The sequence below is a fragment of the Paraburkholderia gardini genome, from assembly GCF_907164545.1.
GTDB classification, from domain to species: Bacteria; Pseudomonadota; Gammaproteobacteria; order Burkholderiales; family Burkholderiaceae; genus Paraburkholderia; species Paraburkholderia gardini.
Map to the genome: position 1 here is coordinate 181,565 of NZ_CAJQZB010000003.1, position 17,430 is coordinate 198,994.

Annotated in this window: 15 protein-coding genes, 1 pseudogene and 1 riboswitch; of the genes and pseudogenes, 12 read left to right on the top strand and 4 right to left on the bottom strand. The window is 63.4% G+C overall.

Features of this window, described 5'->3' with window-relative positions; all coding sequences use genetic code 11:
- The first annotated feature begins 337 nt into the window (after window positions 1–337).
- The 6 genes from mreB to LPA37_RS04380 all read left to right on the top strand — a co-directional run bounded on the left by mreB (window position 338) and on the right by LPA37_RS04380 (window position 7,751).
- Complete coding sequence (mreB, locus tag LPA37_RS04355; protein ID WP_228982589.1) at window positions 338–1,384, top strand: rod shape-determining protein; 1,047 nt, start codon at window positions 338–340, stop codon at window positions 1,382–1,384.
- Between the two features lie 121 nt (window positions 1,385–1,505).
- Window positions 1,506–2,303 (top strand): alpha/beta fold hydrolase, encoded by a 798-nt coding sequence (locus tag LPA37_RS04360; RefSeq protein WP_229011725.1) that lies wholly within the window; start codon window positions 1,506–1,508, stop codon window positions 2,301–2,303.
- Between the two features lie 181 nt (window positions 2,304–2,484).
- Window positions 2,485–4,767 carry an amylo-alpha-1,6-glucosidase gene (locus LPA37_RS04365; protein WP_228982592.1) on the top strand — a complete coding sequence of 761 codons (2,283 nt, stop codon included), beginning with the start codon at window positions 2,485–2,487 and terminating at the stop codon, window positions 4,765–4,767.
- A gap of 67 nt (window positions 4,768–4,834) precedes the next feature.
- Window positions 4,835–5,695, top strand: coding sequence for a MurR/RpiR family transcriptional regulator (locus tag LPA37_RS04370; protein WP_228982594.1), 861 nt, complete (start codon window positions 4,835–4,837; stop codon window positions 5,693–5,695).
- A 129-nt stretch (window positions 5,696–5,824) separates the two neighbouring features.
- The gene (locus tag LPA37_RS04375; RefSeq protein ID WP_229011727.1) at window positions 5,825–7,150 is read left to right on the top strand and encodes an aspartate aminotransferase family protein; all 1,326 of its coding nucleotides are present in this window, start codon (window positions 5,825–5,827) and stop codon (window positions 7,148–7,150) included.
- A gap of 46 nt (window positions 7,151–7,196) precedes the next feature.
- Entirely contained in the window at window positions 7,197–7,751 is a 555-nt protein-coding gene (locus LPA37_RS04380; RefSeq protein ID WP_229011729.1) for a carboxymuconolactone decarboxylase family protein, read from the top strand.
- A 137-nt stretch (window positions 7,752–7,888) separates the two neighbouring features.
- On the opposite strand, the gene LPA37_RS04385 is transcribed toward LPA37_RS04380, so the two are convergent.
- Window positions 7,889–8,200, bottom strand: a complete 312-nt coding sequence (locus tag LPA37_RS04385; protein WP_228982597.1) for a DUF4148 domain-containing protein — start codon at window positions 8,198–8,200, stop codon at window positions 7,889–7,891.
- Between the two features lie 340 nt (window positions 8,201–8,540).
- Between LPA37_RS04385 and LPA37_RS04390 the strand changes: the two genes are divergently transcribed.
- The 5 genes and pseudogenes from LPA37_RS04390 (at window position 8,541) to LPA37_RS04410 (ending at window position 13,221) form a co-directional block, all read left to right on the top strand.
- Window positions 8,541–8,966, top strand: a complete 426-nt coding sequence (locus LPA37_RS04390; RefSeq protein WP_228982598.1) for an OsmC family protein — start codon at window positions 8,541–8,543, stop codon at window positions 8,964–8,966.
- Between the two features lie 205 nt (window positions 8,967–9,171).
- Window positions 9,172–9,785 (top strand): annotated as a pseudogene (locus LPA37_RS04395) (isocitrate lyase/PEP mutase family protein).
- 112 nt (window positions 9,786–9,897) lie between these two features.
- A complete protein-coding gene (locus LPA37_RS04400) occupies window positions 9,898–10,524 on the top strand; it encodes a TetR/AcrR family transcriptional regulator (protein WP_228982600.1) in 627 nt (208 codons plus the stop codon).
- Between the two features lie 32 nt (window positions 10,525–10,556).
- A complete protein-coding gene (locus LPA37_RS04405; protein ID WP_229011732.1) occupies window positions 10,557–12,056 on the top strand; it encodes an MFS transporter in 1,500 nt (499 codons plus the stop codon).
- An 880-nt stretch (window positions 12,057–12,936) separates the two neighbouring features.
- Window positions 12,937–13,221: a YodC family protein gene (locus LPA37_RS04410; protein WP_228982607.1), complete on the top strand. Its 285-nt coding sequence runs from the start codon at window positions 12,937–12,939 to the stop codon at window positions 13,219–13,221.
- A 179-nt stretch (window positions 13,222–13,400) separates the two neighbouring features.
- Here the strand turns inward: LPA37_RS04410 and LPA37_RS04415 are convergent, their stop codons facing one another.
- From LPA37_RS04415 to LPA37_RS04425, 3 genes are all read right to left on the bottom strand, one after another.
- Entirely contained in the window at window positions 13,401–14,033 is a 633-nt protein-coding gene (locus tag LPA37_RS04415; protein ID WP_228982609.1) for a LysE family translocator, read from the bottom strand.
- A gap of 49 nt (window positions 14,034–14,082) precedes the next feature.
- A riboswitch (ZMP/ZTP riboswitch) is annotated at window positions 14,083–14,197 on the bottom strand.
- A 75-nt stretch (window positions 14,198–14,272) separates the two neighbouring features.
- Complete coding sequence (locus tag LPA37_RS04420) at window positions 14,273–15,427, bottom strand: epoxide hydrolase family protein (RefSeq protein WP_228982611.1); 1,155 nt, start codon at window positions 15,425–15,427, stop codon at window positions 14,273–14,275.
- Between the two features lie 27 nt (window positions 15,428–15,454).
- Entirely contained in the window at window positions 15,455–15,775 is a 321-nt protein-coding gene (locus LPA37_RS04425; RefSeq protein ID WP_228982612.1) for a superinfection immunity protein, read from the bottom strand.
- Between the two features lie 153 nt (window positions 15,776–15,928).
- Here LPA37_RS04425 and LPA37_RS04430 point away from each other — a divergent pair, with 153 nt between their 5' ends.
- The gene (locus LPA37_RS04430; RefSeq protein WP_229011734.1) at window positions 15,929–17,392 is read left to right on the top strand and encodes a M20 family metallopeptidase; all 1,464 of its coding nucleotides are present in this window, start codon (window positions 15,929–15,931) and stop codon (window positions 17,390–17,392) included.
- Window positions 17,393–17,430: the final 38 nt, after the last annotated feature.

Here is a 17,430-nt window from a genome sequence, read left to right on the forward strand (position 1 = left end):
TTGAAAGGATTTCGGGCGTATGGCGGCGGCTATATCGCGTCGCGCACTGCAATATCACCCGATATTTCACGCAAAATCTGATGATCGACGTAAAAAACACTCTGACAGTGGGCGTTTAGGCATTATCCCAATCGGTAATAATTTAATTCCAAGTGTAATTTTGTGTAAAATCGCGCGCCCCCTCAAGTTTTTTGAGCGGGGTGCCGTTAATGGGTTAATAGCCCGAAAAAAGCACCTGACGCGCGATCGTGGCCCGCCTCTCAAGGCTCGACGCAATGCCGACGGACATCTGGCCGCTCCGGCAGCGGACGGCCGCTTACACCAGTAGAGCCTGCCCATGGCCCGCGCGATGCCGCAACAATCCTTCTTCAAACGGTTCTTCAGCCCGAACGTGGCTGTGGACCTCGGCACGGCCAATACGCTCATCTATACGCAGGACGACGGCGTAGTGCTCAACCAGCCTTCCGTGGTGTGCTTCCAGAAGCACGCGCCGGCCGGTCAGGAGCGGGTGGCGGCGGTGGGCAAGGAAGCCAAGCAGCTGCTCGGCCGGGTGCCTGGCAATCTCGAAGCGGTACGCCCGATGCGTCATGGCGTGATCGCGAATTTTGCCGCGGCTGAACACATGATCCGCCAGTTCGTCGACATGTCGAGCACGGTGCCGCGTTTCGGCCGCCGTGCGTCGTTCACGATCTGCGTGCCGGCAGGTGCTACCCAGGTCGAGCGCCGCGCGATCCGCGAAGCCGCGACCGCGGCTGGCGCGTGGAAAGTGAACCTGATCGGCGAATCGCTTGCCTCGGCCGTCGGCGCCGGGTTGCCGGTGTCGGAAGCGACCGGTTCGATGGTTGTCGATATTGGCGGCGGTACGACGGAAGTCGGCGTGATCGCGCTGGGCGGCATGGCGTATAGCGGCTCGATTCGCGTTGGCGGCGACCAGTTCGATCTCGCGATCGTCAATTACGTGCGCAGCGTCTACGGCGTCGTGATCGGCGACCAGACCGCGGAGCACGTGAAGAAGACCATCGGCACCGCGATCCGCGACGTGCCGACCGAGCGCATCAACGCAACCGGCCGCAGCCTCGACGACGGCCTGCCGCGTACCGTCCAGCTGACGAACCAGGACATCGCCGATGCGATTGTCTCGCCGCTCGCACAGGTAATCGGCGCGGTGAAAATGGCGCTTGAATGCGCGCCGCCGGAACTCGTGACGGACATCGCCCACAGCGGCATCGTGCTGACGGGTGGCGGGTCGCTGCTCGCGAATCTCGACCGTTATCTCGCGAACCAGCTGGGCCTCGACGTACGCGTCGCCGACGAGCCACTGACGTGCGCCGTGCGCGGCGCGGGCGCGGCGTCTACACTGCTGCATTCGCACGCTTTCGACTGAGCGCGCGCGGCGCACGCAGTACGACTGCAGGCGGCGCGCGCGCCGCTTCCATTTGCCATTTGTGAACTCTCCCGATCCTGTTTCATCGCTGCCGCTCGTTACCTTGAGCAACGGCTTACGCATGCCTTACGAGGCGCGTGGTGACGGCGAGCTGCTGCTGTTCGTCCACGGCTCGCTGTGCGACTACCGTTACTGGCAACCGCAGATGAGCGGCCTGTCGGCCCGCTACCGGTGCGTCGCGGTCAGCCTCACGCACTACTGGCCCGCCACGGAAACACCGGCCGGCATGCCGTTCAGCTGGAGCCAGCACGCCGACGAAGTCGCGGAATTCATCGACCGTCTGGGGGCCGGGCCCGCGCACGTCGTGGGCCATTCGCGCGGCGGCTGCGTAACCTTTCATTGCGCGCGGCGTCATCCGCAGCACGTTCGAACCCTGACGCTCGCCGATCCGGGCGGACCGCTGCAGATCGCCGGGCGACCGCCCGCGACGCTGCCGGCACCCGTCAACGCGCTGCGCGCCCGCGCGGCGCAACTGATCGAGACGGGCGACGTGGAAGCCGGGCTGCAACTCTTCGTCGATTCGGTGAGCCGTCCGGGTTTCTGGGCGAAAAGCACCGCCGGTTTTCGCCGCATGGCAACCGACAACGCACATACGCTCGCGCCGCAGTTCCAGGATCCGCTGCCGGCCTACACACCCGACGATGCCGCGGGTGTCCGCTGTCCGGTGCTGCTGATCGACGGCGAGAAAAGCCCCCTGATGTTCCATCGCGCGGTCGATGCCCTCGCGTCATGGCTGCCCGATGCGCGTCGCGAAACGGTGGCAGGCGCCTCGCACGGCATGAACCTCGCGCACCCCGCGGCGTTCAATCGCTATATCGATGGAATGATCAGCGACGTCGGCGTCGGCACGACGCGCTGAAGCGCGGATGCTTCGCATGGGTACCGATGGTTTATCGCTATCGTCGCGGCGCGCCGTTCGCGTATACCGCGAAACCGCCCGTCTGCCGTTCAATCCTGATATATCGCAAGCGTCCTCTATTCGTGCGATTCACGAAGACCTTCTACAATCGGTACGACGCTAACCGGAAGGAGAAAAGTTGATGCAGGATCCAGAAGCACTCGGTGGACTGTCGCATGCGGGCCAGCAGGACGTGAACGCGCCCGATGCGGATGCCGTTTTCATTCCGCCGGAAAACCTCCCGGTTGCGGCCGCGAACCAGTACGTGCTGAAATCGGGCGATACGTTTATCGTCAACGACCCGCTCGGCGATATCACGGGCCGCGACGACGGGCTTTTTGTTAACGACATGCGTGTGCTGTCGGCGCTGCGTCTCACGTTCGGCGGCCGTGCGCCTTCGCTGCTCTCGGGCAGCGTCAGCAGCGACAACACGGCGTTTACCGCGCATCTGACGAATCGTCCGTTGCCGCCGCTCGGCGGCACGAGCACACCCGAAGGCGTGATCCACGTCGAGCGCGTGCGTGTGCTTTCCGGCACCGTGCTGAACGAAGCCATCGAACTGACGAACTACGGCACGAGCGATGCCGTCGTGCCTCTGTCCATTTCGTTTGCGAGCGATTTCCGCGACATGTTCGAAGTGCGCGGCCTCAAGCGTCCGAAGCAGGGCACGATCGAGGCGCCGCGCGTCGAGAACGGCGAGGTGCTGCTCGGCTATGTCGGGCTCGACAACGTCGCGCGCCGCGTGCGCATCGCGTTTTCACCGACGCCCATCAAACTGCTCGCCGACCGCGCTGACTTTTCGGTGCAACTGCCGGCGCAGGCGTGCGTGTCGATCTATCTTTCAGTTGCGGTCAAGGTCGAAGCGCACGGTGCGGCCGTCGCGAGCGCGCAGATTTCGAAACCGGCGCATGGCACGAGCGAAACGCACCTGTCGCAGATCGACACCGCGCGACCGCGCGTGGGACGCGCGGCTGTGCGTGCCGCGCTCGTCGACGCCCATCTCGTGATGCGCGAGCGGCGCCGTGTGACGGCGCGCGTGCGCTCCAGCAATCCGCTCTTTAATGCGTGGATCGAACGGTCGCTCGCCGACCTCGGCCTGCTGACCACGGACCTCGCGACCGGGCCGTATCCATACGCGGGCATTCCGTGGTTCTCGACGCCGTTTGGCCGCGATGCCGTCATCACGTCGTTGCAGACGTTGTGGCTGCAACCGGGCCTGGCGCGCGGCGTGCTGCGCTTTCTCGCCGAACATCAGGCACGCGAAAATTCCGCGTTTCGCGATGCCGAAGTCGGCAAGATCATGCACGAGATGCGCAAGGGCGAAATGGCCGCGACCGGCGAGGTGCCGTTCGCGCTCTACTACGGCGGCGTCGACACCACGCCGCTCTTTATCGTGCTGGCCGGCGCCTACGTCGCGCGCACCGACGATCGCGGCCTGATCGACGAACTGTGGCCGGCACTCGTGCGCGCCGCGGCGTGGGTCTCGGGCGTGTGCGACAAGAATCGCTATGGCCTGCTCGACTATCAGCGCGCGTCCGATGGCGGTCTGGCAAACCAGGGCTGGAAAGACAGTCACGACTCCGTTTTTCACGCTGACGGACACTTCCCCGACGGCCCGATCGCGCTGGTCGAGGTACAGGCCTACGCGAGCGCCGCGTTCGACACGATGGCACATTTCGCCAGACTGCGCGGCCTGACTGACGAGGCCGCAGGCTACGCAAAGCGCGCGTGGTCGATTCGCGAATGCGTCGAAGAGAAGTACTGGATGGAAGACATGGGCTTCTACGGTATCGCGCTCGACGGTCATGGCGATCTGTGTCGCGTGATGGCATCGAACGCCGGGCATCTGCTGGCGTTCGGGCTCGCCGGGAAGGAGCGCGGCGAAGCGGTGGCACGCGGTCTCGAATCGGCGCTCTTTCACACCGGCTGGGGCGTGCGCACGCTCGCCGCCGACCAGGCCCGTTTCAACCCGATGGCGTATCACAACGGTTCCGTCTGGCCGCACGACAACGCGTTGTGCGCGCGCGGCCTCGCGCGTTACGGCGCGAAGGGCGCGGCAGTGCGGCTGCTGCAGGCGCTCTTCCAGGCGGCGGTGAACTTCGATATGCGCCTGCCCGAACTCTTCTGCGGCTTCCCGCGTCGTCGCGGCGAACCGCCCACGGCCTATCCGGTCGCGTGCCTGCCGCAGGCGTGGGCCGCGGGGTCGCCGTTCATGATGCTGGAAGCGTGTCTCGGCATCACGATCGACGCCGAAAAACGCGAAGTCCTGATCGAACAGCCGATGCTGCCGGATGGTATCGACTGGCTCGAAGTGGGAGACCTGCGCGTGGGCGATGCGTCGGTGACGATCACGTTCACGCGCGTGGCCGGCAAGGTCGTGGCTTCGGCGGAACAGGGCGATGTCAGAGTGGTGGCGTTGCTATAGCACGACGCGGCGCATGCGATGTCCCGGGTGGTAACATTTGTTGTCATCCTCCTTCCCGGTACATCGCATGCCCGACAGTTTCGACCAGCTCGCCGCCCTGATCCGGGCGCGCTTCTCCGAACTGAGCCCGCAATTCCAGATGGGCGCGGCATTTCTGCTCGATCATCCCGACGAAGTCGCGGTTTCCTCGATGCGCAAGGTGGCGGAGCGCGCGCATGTGCAACCGGCGTCGCTCGTGCGTCTTTCACAGCAACTCGGCTTTCCCGGCTGGAACGAACTGCGCGATCTTTTCGTCGCACGCGTGCGCACGCGGCCGGAGCCGCTCACCAGCCGTGCGCGTTCGCTCGTCAAGGCCAGCGCCAAGGATGCGCTTGCACACGACCTGCTCGTCGCGCAGCAACACAATCTCGAACTGACCGCGGCTCACAACGCACGCACTACCGTCGAGGCCGCGCGCGTGCTGCGGCGCGCGCCGCACGTGCACGTCGGCGGGTTTCGCTCGTGCTATGCCGTCGCGTTCGGGCTGGTGTATGGCTACCGGCTGTTTCGCTCATCGGTGTCGCTGCTTACCGGTGAAGCGGGCACACTCGAAATGCAGTTGCGCGGTATCGATCGGGACAGCGCGACGATCGTGATCAGCTTCGCGCCGTATTCGGTCGAAGCCGTGCGCGTTGCCGAAGCGGCACTCGAAAAAGGCAGCAAGCTGATCGCCATCACCGACAGCGCGGTGTCCCCGATCGCGCTGAACGCCGACAAGGTGCTGATCTTTTCGCATGAGAGCCCGTCGTTCTTTCCATCGCTGGTGGCGGCCACGGCGATCGCCGAATCGCTGGTCGCGCATCTGCTGGCACTCGAAGGCGCGGGCGCCGTCGAGCAGCTCGAACAGGCCGAGCGCGCGCTGCATGCGAAGGGCGCTTACGTCGCCTGATTCCAGATTGCGATTCGCTTCGGTCCGGTATTCATTTGATGTGTCGGCATCCGTTTTGACAACATATGTTGCGATGATGTATAAATGCACATCGCGTGTTGAAACTCCCCGCTCGTCAAAAGGAATCGCATGTCCACCGTCTTTCACCGGATGCCGAAGAAGGCATTGCCCGTAGCCGTCGCTGGTGACGGCATTGAAATCATCGATTCGACCGGCAAGCGTTATATCGATGCCTCCGGCGGCGCGGCTGTTTCGTGTCTGGGGCACAGCAACCAGCGTGTGATCGATGCGATGAACCGGCAGGCGCGGCAACTGCCTTACGCACACACCTCGTTTTTTACAACCGGTGTGGCCGAGGAACTCGCCGACCGTCTGGTGGCCGACGCGCCGGAAGGTCTCGACCATGTGTATTTCGTCTCGGGCGGTTCGGAGGCAATCGAAGCGGCGCTCAAGCTTGCACGGCAATACTTCGTCGAGAAGGGCGAATTGCAGCGGCGCCATTTCATCGCGCGCCGGCAGAGCTATCACGGCAACACGCTGGGCGCGCTCGCGATCGGCGGCAATGCATGGCGGCGCGAACCGTTTCTGCCATTGCTGATCGAGGCGCATCACGTGAGCCCGTGCTACGCGTATCGCGAGCAGCGCGCGGACGAAACGGAAGAAGCGTTCGCGCAGCGTCTTGCCAACGAACTTGAACAGAAGATCCTGACGCTCGGCCCCGATACGGTCGCGGCCTTTGTCGCGGAAACCGTCGTGGGCGCGACGGCCGGCGCGGTGCCGCCGGTACGCGAGTACTTCCGCAAGATTCGAGCGGTGTGCGACCGCTACGGCGTGCTCCTGATCCTCGACGAAATCATGTCGGGCATGGGGCGCACCGGCTATCTGTATGCGTGCGACGAAGATGGTGTCGCGCCCGATCTGCTGACCATCGCGAAGGGTCTCGGCGCCGGTTATCAGCCGATCGGCGCGACGCTCGTGAGCGACCGGATCTATCGGACGATTACCGGTGGGTCGGGATTTTTCCAGCACGGTCACACGTATATCGGGCACGCCACGGCCTGCGCGGCCGCACTCGAAGTGCAGCGCGTGATTGCCGAAGACGCGTTGCTCGACAATGTCCGCGCGCGCGGCGAGCAGTTGCGCGCGCTGCTGCGCGGGCACTACGCGCAGCATCCGCATATCGGCGACGTGCGCGGCCGGGGTCTCTTTGTCGGCGTCGAACTGGTGCGCGACCGCGAAACGAAGACGCCGTTCGATGCCACACTGAAGCTTCATGCAAGGATCAAGGCCGAAGCGTTTCAACGCGGCTTGATGGTGTATCCCATGGGCGGCACGGTCGATGGAAAAAACGGCGATCATGTATTGCTCGCGCCGCCGTTTATCTGCACGGAGGGCGACATCGGCAACATCGTCGGCCGGCTCGCCGATGCAATCGATGCCGCGTTGCCCGCCTGATGCCTGATAACCGCGCACTTTCATCACGACCTGACACGAACCGACCATGACCAGCCGTCTGCCTGACTTCGACCCGTCGCGCGCGACGCCTGAACAGAAAGCCGTGCTCGACGAAATCCTGTCGGGGCCGCGCGGCAATCTGAACGGACCGTTCCCCGGCTGGATTCACAGCCCCGAACTCGCGCAGCATGCGCAACGGCTGGGCGCGTTCTGCCGTTACCAGACGGGGCTGCCGCTGCGCCTCTCCGAACTCGCGATCCTGGTGACCGCACAACGCTGGCAGGCACAGGCCGAGTGGTACATCCATCATCCGGTCGCGCTGGGAGCGGGCGTGCCGGAAGCCGTCGCCGAAGCGATCCGCAACGGCCAGCGTCCGTCGTTCGACAACACCGACGACGCGCTCATCTTCGATTTCGCCAGCGAACTGTACGAGACGAAACGTGTATCCGACGCAACTTATACGAAGACCGTCGGGCGCTTTGGACACACGGTGACGATCAATCTCGTCGGTCTGCTCGGCTATTACGCACTGGTCGCGATGACGCTCAACGTGTTCGGCATGCGTGCAGAGGGGCAGGAGAGCCTGCCGTTCGCGGAATAAGCCTTACCGCACAAACCGGCGCGGAATGCAGAATGTGGAATGCGAAAACGCCCCGACTGGCATGGCCAGTCGGGGCGTCTCTTTTACTGCTCGACGCTTGCTGGCTGTTACGCCAGCCGCTCGCTCAGCTACCGCGTTTAGTTACCGCGATACGTCGCGAAGATGCCGTTTTCGAGCTCCGGGCGGCTGCCCGATTGCGACGTCGAAGTCTTCACGCCGCCCACTGCCTCATTCTGTTGCGGCGTCACCGAAGCGGGCGTGGCGGTCTGGGCCGAATACAGCTTCGGATAGTTCGTGTCATTCTGGTTGAGCAAGCCCGCTTTCTGCGCGGCTACCAGTTCTGCGCGAACCTGTGCGCGGGTCAGCGGCGCGTTGGACTGCTGAGCGAACGAGACGGCAGGAACAGCGAGAACGGATGCAATCAGTGCTGCGGAAAGAAGGGATTTCATGACAACCTCCAGGGTTTGATTATGGGTTCTTTGTGGCTTAATTGCCCTGCCTGAACCGTTGAATCAAGTCTATTCCGCAGTCTCCGTGTGAAAAAGCGCGAATTGGGATAAGCATTGTTACGAAGCTTGAAATAATGGCGGCGCCACTGTGGGTGAGAGGATCACGTCACGGCGCTTACATCGGGAAGCGCCTATCATGAAGAGCGGTCTACGCCCACGCCTGTCCGACGCACGGCGCACATGACATTCCGCCGATCCGCAGAACCCCAGGGCGAAACCGCTGCGGAAGGATGGAAAGGGAATCGCGGCTGTGCAGGCAGCGCATTACTGGAGAGAAGCGATGAAGCGCAAGGCATCAGCAGTCTGGCAAGGCGGCCTGCAGGACGGCAAGGGCTCGATCTCCACCGAAAGTACGGTTCTCAAGGAGACGCAATACTCTTTCTCGACGCGCTTCGAAAACGGCGTCGGCACCAATCCTGAAGAACTGATCGCGGCTGCGCATGCGGGCTGCTTCTCGATGGCGCTGTCGGCGGAACTGGGCAAGGCGAATCTCAAGGCCGAACGCATCGACACGACGGCGACGGTCACGCTCGACAAGGTGGACGGCGGTTTCGCGATCACGTCATCTCACCTCGACGTGAAGGTCAGGATTCCGGGCGCCGACAAGGCAGCGTTCGACAAAGCCGCGGGCGACGCGGAAAAGGGCTGCCCGATCTCGAAGGTCCTGAACGCCAAGGTCTCGATGAACGCGACGCTCGAAAGTTGAGTGCGGGTTGCAGGCCTGTTTGCGTAGTGACCGGACGTCAGGGCGGCGCGGACATCCGGACCGGTTCCGGTCCGTCCGCGCCCGCCGGGCCGCTGAACCTCCGGCCCGACAGCGTCTTTCCGGATTCGTGTGAACACGCGCCGTATGCGGCGACCGTGATGCACGGTTGCATGAATCCGCCCGTCGAACTTCAACGGAATCCGCGATGAAATCACAGTCAGAAAAAGCCCAGCTTCTCAGGACGTATCACGAGAACAAGGAGACGTTCGTCATTCCCAACCCGTGGGACATCGGCAGCGCCCGGCTGCTCGCGCTCGCGGGCTTCAAGGCGCTCGCGACGAGCTGTACGCGATCGATTTCGCCACTGAACGCGTGCGCGCCGCAGTCGAAGCGGCACGCGCGCTGCCGTTTCCCTTCACGTTGACCGCCCGCGCCGAGAACTATCTGGTCGGCCGCGCGGACCTCGCCGATACGATCCGGCGCCTGCAGGCGTACCAGGAAGCCGGCGCCGACGTGCTGTACGCGCCAGGCCTGAAGAGCCGCGAGGACATCGCGGAAGTCGTCCGGTCCGTCGACCGTCCGGTCAATGTGCTGATGGGATTGCAGGGCGCGCTACTGAGCGTCGAGGATCTCGCCGCGCTCGGCGTGCGGCGTATCAGTGTGGGCGGATCGCTGGCGCGCGCGGCGCTCGGCGCGTTGGTGCGGGCGGCCGGGGAAATCATGGAGCACGGCACGTTTACGTATTCCAGCGACGCGGCCAGCAACGCCGATATCAACGCGCTTTTCGCGAAAGCGTCGCATACGTGGGGTGCGAAGTAGGGACGACGCGCGGCGATCCGCACGCCGCCGCGCACCCCTGGCGTATGGCTGCATGCCGGCTCCGCGACCAGAGCCCTTGAATTATTGAACAACCAGTCATAATATACGGGCCATGAGTAAGCCCGTCATCTCCCGAAAACCGTCTGCCTCACCCGGCCGTGGCCGCCCGCGCGAGTTCGATACGCAGACGGTGCTCGCCTGCGCCAGCGAGGTTTTCTGGAACCACGGTTATCACGCCACGTCGGTCGACGATCTCTGCAAGGCGACCGGTGTGCTGCGTGGCAGCCTGTACGGCGTGTTCGGCGACAAGCACGGGTTGCTGCTGGCCGCGCTCGACCATTACGCGGACGGCTCGATTGCCCGGCTCGCCGAGCGTCTGAGCGCGAACGTGCCGCCCGAAGAAGCGCTGCGCAACGCCTTGATGCACCACGCGCGCGCCGCGTCGGCGCTGAATGCGCAACGCAGCTGTTTCATTACCAACGCCACACTCGAGATGTCGGCCGACGACATCGCGTTGCGCGAGCGTATCGAATCCATTCAGCGACGTACCATCACGCTGCTATCGGCGGCGGTGATCCGCGGGCAGGCAAGCGGCGCCTTTAACGCCACGCTCGATGAAAAATCCGTCGGTGAATTCCTGTTATGCATCACGCAAGGGCTGCGCGTGCTCGGCAAAACGCCGCGCGACGAGCAGCAACTGACCTCCATCGTCGATCTCGCCATGCGCGCGCTCGTCTGATTTTTTTTTCGCTAATTTTTGAACGATCGGTCATGAATAATCAATCCTTGAAGCCTTCTGCATCGGGTGTGGCGGTGTGCCCGGCAGGGGCCGGCGCACCCGGTTCCCGTGCGGCGGCTGCGCCGCAGCGGTTCGAGCGACAGGGGCCCGCGCTGACCGTGCTGTTCATCGGCGCCTTTCTCGCGCCGCTCGACTACTTCATCGTCAATCTCGCGCTGCCGTCGATCCATACCGGCCTGCAGGCCACCGACGCCCAGTTGCAGCTGATCGTGTCGGCGTATGCGTCGGCCTACGCGGTGCTGCTGATCACCGGCGGCCGCCTCGGCGATCTGTTTGGCCGCAAGCGCATGTTCATGGGCGGCATGGCGGCCTTTGTACTCGCGTCGGCGCTGTGCGGCTTCGCGACGAGCGGCCATATGCTCGTGCTTTCGCGCATCGTGCAGGGCATCGCCGCCGCCGTGATGGCGCCTCAGGTGCTCGCGACGATCCGCGCCGTCGTGCCGACGCACCAGCAAACCAGGGTGATGAGCTTTTACGGCTTTGTTTTCGGGCTCTCGTCGATCGTCGGGCAGCTCGGCGGTGGTGCGCTGATTACCTATCATCCGTTCGGCCTCGACTGGCGAATCATCTTTCTGCTCAACATTCCAGTCGGTATCCTGGCGTTTCTCGGCACATGGCGGTTCGTGCCTGAGAGCCAGCCGGCCGAAAGCACCGGTGTCGATCTGAAGGGCGTCGGGCTGCTGTCGCTGCTGCTGATGCTGGTCATCTATCCGATGACGCATGGGCGCGAAGCCGGCTGGCCCGCATGGACCTTCGTGATGTTCGCGCTCAGCGTGCCGGTGCTCGCGCTCTTTATCGCCGTCGAGCGGCGGATCGAACGCGCGGGCGGCCATCCGCTCGTCGACCTGAAGCTGTTCCGCAATCCAGCATTCGCAACGGGGCTTGTGCTGGCGTTCCTGTTTTACTGTGAAAGCGCGTTCTTTCTAACCTACGGCATTTATCTGCAGACCGGCCTGCACTGGACGCCGTTCGCTTCCGGTATCGCCATCATGCCGTTCGCGACGGGCTTTATCGTGGGCCCGTTCATGTCGCCGGCGATCGTGCGGCGCATCGGCAGCCATGTGCTGACACTCGGGTTCACAATGCTGGCGGCGGGCTTTTCGGTCGTCACATGGGCCGCCGGCCAGAGCGCGACTCCGCAACCGGTTTTCTATCTGGGTCTCGTCTGTGTGGGGATCGGCCAGGGGCTCGTGTTGCCTTCGCTGATGCGCATCGTGCTCGCCGAGGTCGTGCCGGAAAAGGCGGGCCTCGCCTCCGGCATCGTTTCATCGACGTTGCAGATCGGCGCCGCATTCGGCACGGCCGCGATCAGCGGGGTGTTCTTCGGCGTACTCGGGCATCAGACGATGGCCGCTGCGTATTCGCACGCGTTCCAGGTCTGTATTGGCATCACTACCGTGCTGCTGTTCATCTGCATTGCCTTGAGCATGCTGCTGGTCCGGCATCAGCGGATCGCGGCGCGGCATGCGTGATCCGGATGAACCCGGATTGCAATGACGCTTTAATTAAAGATGAGCCGTCTGATTGACATACGGATGACAAAATCGTCAGGGTCATTTACTGCGACGCGAAAACGATTTCCAGATTTCATGTGAATATTTAATGGATTTAAGAAATCCACGTATGCATCGCGTGTTCAGGGATGATTAAAAACCCTGCTTCGCGAAAGCCATGGTGGTAATTTTATTAATAATAGACACGGAATCCGGGAATCGTTGCGACACGAGAAGGCCGTCAGCCGGAATTTCATGTAAATTGCGCGCGACTGCGAAAACCTGTGTGCGCCTGCCCGCAAGACTTTTGCGGCGGCGCATCACTGACTGGCATGTTACGTTCCGCCTGCGCAGCAGTATGTTTCAATCTGTTCCTGAAAGTAATAAACCGTATTGATTGAAAAAACACTTGCCTGGATAAAATTCGATTGTTAATCTTGGCGGGCATTTTGAATTTAACGTCAGTCCGGCGATCGGGATTCGAAGGTCTGGATTGAAGGCGAAGTCCGATTTTGTGAACGACAGTGCTTGAATCGCGGTTCACATTCAAAATCTGCTTAAGTGTTGTCTGCGCGTTGCATGAATTCCGGACCTCGGGATAGCCACGGCAGTTCCGCTTCGACCATGTCCTGTGTTTCATGCAAGTTTCACGCTTTGCATATTCCTTCGCATCGCTCGCTGTATCGCCGAAAAGCCTGATTTGACGTTCCAGACCAGACTGTCGTTCCTGCTGCTGAATGAACGGAGCCCGTCAGTGGGGGGCGTCCCGTCGTACACAGCGCCAGGTGGCCTGTTTCAGGTTCACGCATCGCGGCATCGACAGCTGGGCGCAATTGATCTATTCGTACCGGGGATACTTATGTTGACTGCTACCCTCGACACTGCCGATACGCCGCAACCCGACACCTACCGCGTCGGTGACGTGGTGACACTGAAATCAGGCGGCGCGCGCATGACCGTGACCCATGTGGGGCCCGTTGCGCTGGCGGAAGGGAGCTGGCTCGTCTGCCAGTGGTTCGACGAGCATGGCGAATTGCGCCAGGACGTGTTTGCGCTCGACCGCGTGCGGCCCGAGCCGCGCTCCATCTCCGCCGGCTCCGTGCAGTTACAGCAGCGGTTCGTGCGATTCGGTTACGGACGCTGATTGCGCGTCGACGCCGTCTGTCCGCGCTTTCGTCATTCTTTTCATCCGCTCACGCCGGCGCGCCCGTCCGCGTCGGGCTGCTGCATCGTGAGACGTTCCTGAAACGGCCGCTTCCGCGCGGCCGCTCAACGTTGTTCCGCTTCACGCGCGTCTTGACGTAATAACGTACGTCAGGCTCGCTAGCGACGCGCCTCGGTCGCCATTTTCACGGCGAGCCCGGTGAGCACCGTCCCCATCAGCCAGCGCTGAACGACAATCCACGCCGGACGTTTCGCGAGGAACACCGCGATCGATCCCGCCATGATTGCGACGATCGCATTGATACTCAGGCTCATCATGATCTGCACCGAGCCGAGTGTCAGCGATTGCGCGAGCACGCTGCCGTGCTGCGGATCGATGAACTGCGGCAGCAGCGACAGATACAGCACGGCGATTTTCGGATTCAACATGTTCGTGACGAAGCCCATCGCGAAGAGTTTGCGGGGCCCGTCAGCGGGAAGATCGCGCACCTGGAACGGCGAGCGGCCACCCGGTTTCACGGCCTGCCACGCGAGCCACAGCAGATAGAGCGCACCGCCGAAGCGCAGCGCGTCGTACGCGAACGGCACCGCGAGCAGCAGCGCGGTAATACCAAGTGCCGCGGACAGCATGTAAAACACGAAGCCGAGCGCGACGCCGCCAAGTGAAATCAGGCCCGCCGTGCGGCCCTGGCAGATGGACCGCGAGATCAGGTAGAGCATGTTCGGGCCGGGCGTGAGCGCCATCCCGAGGGAGACGAGTCCGAAGGCCAGGAGACTGGAAAGATGCGGCATTGCATGGCTCCGTGAAAAGTTATCGGTAGCGGAGTGATCCACAACGATCAGGCAATGCCCAGGCGCGCGGCTAGAACGAGAGCGCACGTAACGACATCACCGTGCTCACGGTCCGCGTTTCCCGATGGTGTCTCCATCTTTCAGCGCCAGTCGCGCGGATCACGGCATTATTTCACGTGTGAACGAATCGCGCGAGAAGCGGCGCGCAACAGAAGCATCGCGCGGTGCCCGGCACGCTGTCAGCGCCGCAGCGGCCTGAAAAACCGGCGGATCTCCCCGGCCAGCAGCGCGGGCTGCTCCATCGCGGCGAAGTGCCCGCCGCGCGGCATGTCGGCCCATTGCGTGAGATCGAACACGCGTTCGATCCACGATTGCGGCGGCCGGCTGATTTCCCTGGGAAAGCGCGCAAAGCCAAGCGGCGGACGCACCCGTTCTCCGTGCGTGAAACGCAGCGGCTTCAGGCGCATCTCCCAGTAAAAGCGCATCGACGACGCGATCGTCTGCGTATACCAGTAGAGCGACAGGTTCGTCAGCAGCTCATCCCTGGAGAACACGCTTTCGATGTCGCCGTTGCAGTCGCTCCACGTGCGGAATTTTTCGACGATCCATGCGGCCAGGCCCGCAGGCGAATCGTTCAGCGAAGTGGCGAGAGTCTGCGGCTTCGTGCTGTGCACGTGCGCGTAGCCGCCTTCGAGCGCGGCCCACGTCGCCTTCGCGTCGAGGAAGGTCTGTTCGCGCGGTGTGATGGGCGGATCGCCGGCGGTAAGCGGGGGCTCGTATGAACCGGGCAGGTAATTCAGATGGATGCCGTCGACGTGTTGCGGATGCCGTAACGCAAGCGCAATCGAAACCGCCGCGCCGAGATCGCCACCCTGCGCGCCGAAGCGTTCATAGCCAAGCCCGTGCATCAGTCCGGCCCACAGGTCCGCCGTCGCGAATGCTGACGTGCCCGGTTTCGCCGGCCGCTCCGAAAAGCCGAAGCCGGGCAGCGAGGGCACTACGACGTCGAACGCATCGGCCGGGTCCGCGCCGACCGACGCCGGATCGCACAGATGCGGCAGCAGTTCCATGAACTCGATGAACGACCCCGGCCAGCCGTGTGTGAGCACGAGCGGATAGGGCCTCGGTCCGACGCCCCGCCGATGCACATAATGAATATTGAGGCCGCCCACCTGCGCGACGAACTGCGGTTCGCGGTTCAGGCGCTGCTCGGCGCCGCGCCAGTCGTAGCCTTTCGCCCAGTACTGCGCGAGTTCGCGCACATACGCAGGATCGACACCGAGCGCCCACGGCGAGCCGTCGTAGTGATCGGGCCAGCGCGTATGCTCCAGCCGCGCGCTGAGCGCGAGTACCTGCGTTTCGGGAATCGCAATGAGGAACGGTGTCGTTTCCATCCAGTCTCTCTGGTGAGTGTCGTGTGGCTACTTCATGGGCCGGTCGCGCGTCGCGGCGCGCGACGCGCGCATCCGTACACGCTCGACCAGTTGCTTCGAAAATCCGCGCATCGCCGCGCTACGCCGCGTCGCGACCACTTCACCGGCGACGTTGACGGGTGGATTCGGCTGCAGCGCCCAGTAGAGCGCGAGCCCCCAGCCGAACACCGTCCATCCGAGCACGGCGTTGAAGAGCGCGATCACGAGCACGTCGCGGCGCTTGCGACGGTCCGCGAGAATCGCCGGCAGGAAATAGACCGCAAGCGCGATCGCGGCTCCAATGGCCTGAACAATCAGGCTGACTCCCATGACGGCTCCTGGGCGCGTGGCGTGTCTGGCGATTGTCGCGCGAACGCGGTGATCGTGCATCGCGCCTGTCGAACGGATGGCGCGCGTCATGAAGCGTTTCATGATCGTCGTGCGAGGACTATGATTGGCGTTTTGCACGCGCGGAGGGCCATCATGATTTCTGACGACACCACCCAGCAGGCTCAGCAGGTCGATCACCAGGCGCTTCGGGAGTTCGTCGAGCGCAAATGGAACGACGAGATCGTGCCCGCGTTGACGGACTACATCGCGGTACCGGCCAAAAGCCCCGCGTTCGATCCGGACTGGGTCGGAAACGGCTATATCGAACGCGTCGTGACCGACGCCGCGCAATGGGCCGAACAGCAGCCGGTACGCGGTCTCACGCTGGAAATCGTGCGCCTGCCGGGCCGCACGCCGGTGATCTTCTTCGAAACAGCGGCGACGCGCTCAGGCAGCACCGAGACCATCGTGCTGTACGGTCACCTCGACAAACAGCCGGAATTCTCAGGCTGGCGCAACGACCTCGGCCCGTGGACGCCGAAACTCGAGGACGGCAAGCTGTACGGCCGCGGCGGCGCCGACGACGGCTACGCGATCTACGCAAGCCTGACCGCGCTGGCAGCGCTCGATGCGCAGGGTGTCGAGCGTTCGCGTTGCGTCGGCATCATCGAAACCTGCGAGGAATCGGGCAGCTACGATCTGCTGCCGTACGTCGATGCGCTTCGCGAGCGACTCGGCAAGGTCGGACTCGTGGTCTGCCTCGATTCGGGTGCGGGCAATTACGACCAGTTGTGGCTGACCACGTCGCTGCGCGGTCTCGTCGCGGGCGACCTGGAAGTGCAGGTGCTCGACGAAGGCATTCATTCGGGCGGCTATGGCGGCATCACGCCATCGAGCTTTCGCATCATGCGCCAGCTGTTCGAACGTCTCGAAGACGCGTCGACCGGCAATCTGCTGCCGAAGGGTTTTCATTGCGCGATTCCGGCTGGGCGGCTGCGCGAAGCGCAAGCCACCGCGCGGATTCTCGGCGACGACGTATGGAAGAAGATCCCATGGGCCTGCGGCCAGGATGGCCGTCAGGTACTGCCCACCACGACCGATCCGCAGGAAGCACTGCTGAATTCGACGTGGCGTCCGTCGCTCTCGGTGACGGGCGCGGCCGGCCTGCCTTCGCTTGCCGATGCGGGCAACGTGCTGCGCCCGCGCACGGCATTCAAGCTGTCGCTGCGGTTGCCGCCGCTCATCGACGCCGCGCAGGCCGTGACCACCCTGAAGGCGTTGTTCGAATTCGATCCGCCGTACAACGCGAAGGTCACGTTCAGGCCGGATCAGGGTGCGGCCACCGGCTGGAGCGCGCCGGACCTCGCGCCGTGGCTCGCGTCCGCGCTCAATGGCGCATCGCAGCAGCACTACGGCGCGGACTGCGCGTACATCGGGCAGGGCGGCACGATCCCGCTGATGAACGTGTTGAAGGAAGGCTTTCCGCAGTCGCAGTTCATGGTGTGCGGCGTGCTTGGCCCGAAATCCAACGCACACGGCCCGAACGAATTCCTGCACGTGCCGTATGCGAAGAAGCTGACGGCCACCGTCGCCGAAGTGATCGCGGCGGCCCCCTGATAACGTGCCAGCAATTTTTCAGGCCATCCAGACTATTC

Bases quoted from the DNA above. Each gene is read 5' to 3' on its own strand.
- mreB (WP_228982589.1), top strand. From the start codon at position 338: ATGGCCCGCGCGATGCCGCAACAATCCTTCTTCAAACGGTTCTTCAGC.
- LPA37_RS04360 (WP_229011725.1), top strand. From the start codon at position 1,506: ATGCCTTACGAGGCGCGTGGTGACGGCGAGCTGCTGCTGTTCGTCCAC.
- LPA37_RS04365 (WP_228982592.1), top strand. From the start codon at position 2,485: ATGCAGGATCCAGAAGCACTCGGTGGACTGTCGCATGCGGGCCAGCAG.
- LPA37_RS04370 (WP_228982594.1), top strand. From the start codon at position 4,835: ATGCCCGACAGTTTCGACCAGCTCGCCGCCCTGATCCGGGCGCGCTTC.
- LPA37_RS04375 (WP_229011727.1), top strand. From the start codon at position 5,825: ATGTCCACCGTCTTTCACCGGATGCCGAAGAAGGCATTGCCCGTAGCC.
- LPA37_RS04380 (WP_229011729.1), top strand. From the start codon at position 7,197: ATGACCAGCCGTCTGCCTGACTTCGACCCGTCGCGCGCGACGCCTGAA.
- LPA37_RS04385 (WP_228982597.1), bottom strand. From the start codon at position 8,200: ATGAAATCCCTTCTTTCCGCAGCACTGATTGCATCCGTTCTCGCTGTT.
- LPA37_RS04390 (WP_228982598.1), top strand. From the start codon at position 8,541: ATGAAGCGCAAGGCATCAGCAGTCTGGCAAGGCGGCCTGCAGGACGGC.
- LPA37_RS04400 (WP_228982600.1), top strand. From the start codon at position 9,898: ATGAGTAAGCCCGTCATCTCCCGAAAACCGTCTGCCTCACCCGGCCGT.
- LPA37_RS04405 (WP_229011732.1), top strand. From the start codon at position 10,557: ATGAATAATCAATCCTTGAAGCCTTCTGCATCGGGTGTGGCGGTGTGC.
- LPA37_RS04410 (WP_228982607.1), top strand. From the start codon at position 12,937: ATGTTGACTGCTACCCTCGACACTGCCGATACGCCGCAACCCGACACC.
- LPA37_RS04415 (WP_228982609.1), bottom strand. From the start codon at position 14,033: ATGCCGCATCTTTCCAGTCTCCTGGCCTTCGGACTCGTCTCCCTCGGG.
- LPA37_RS04420 (WP_228982611.1), bottom strand. From the start codon at position 15,427: ATGGAAACGACACCGTTCCTCATTGCGATTCCCGAAACGCAGGTACTC.
- LPA37_RS04425 (WP_228982612.1), bottom strand. From the start codon at position 15,775: ATGGGAGTCAGCCTGATTGTTCAGGCCATTGGAGCCGCGATCGCGCTT.
- LPA37_RS04430 (WP_229011734.1), top strand. From the start codon at position 15,929: ATGATTTCTGACGACACCACCCAGCAGGCTCAGCAGGTCGATCACCAG.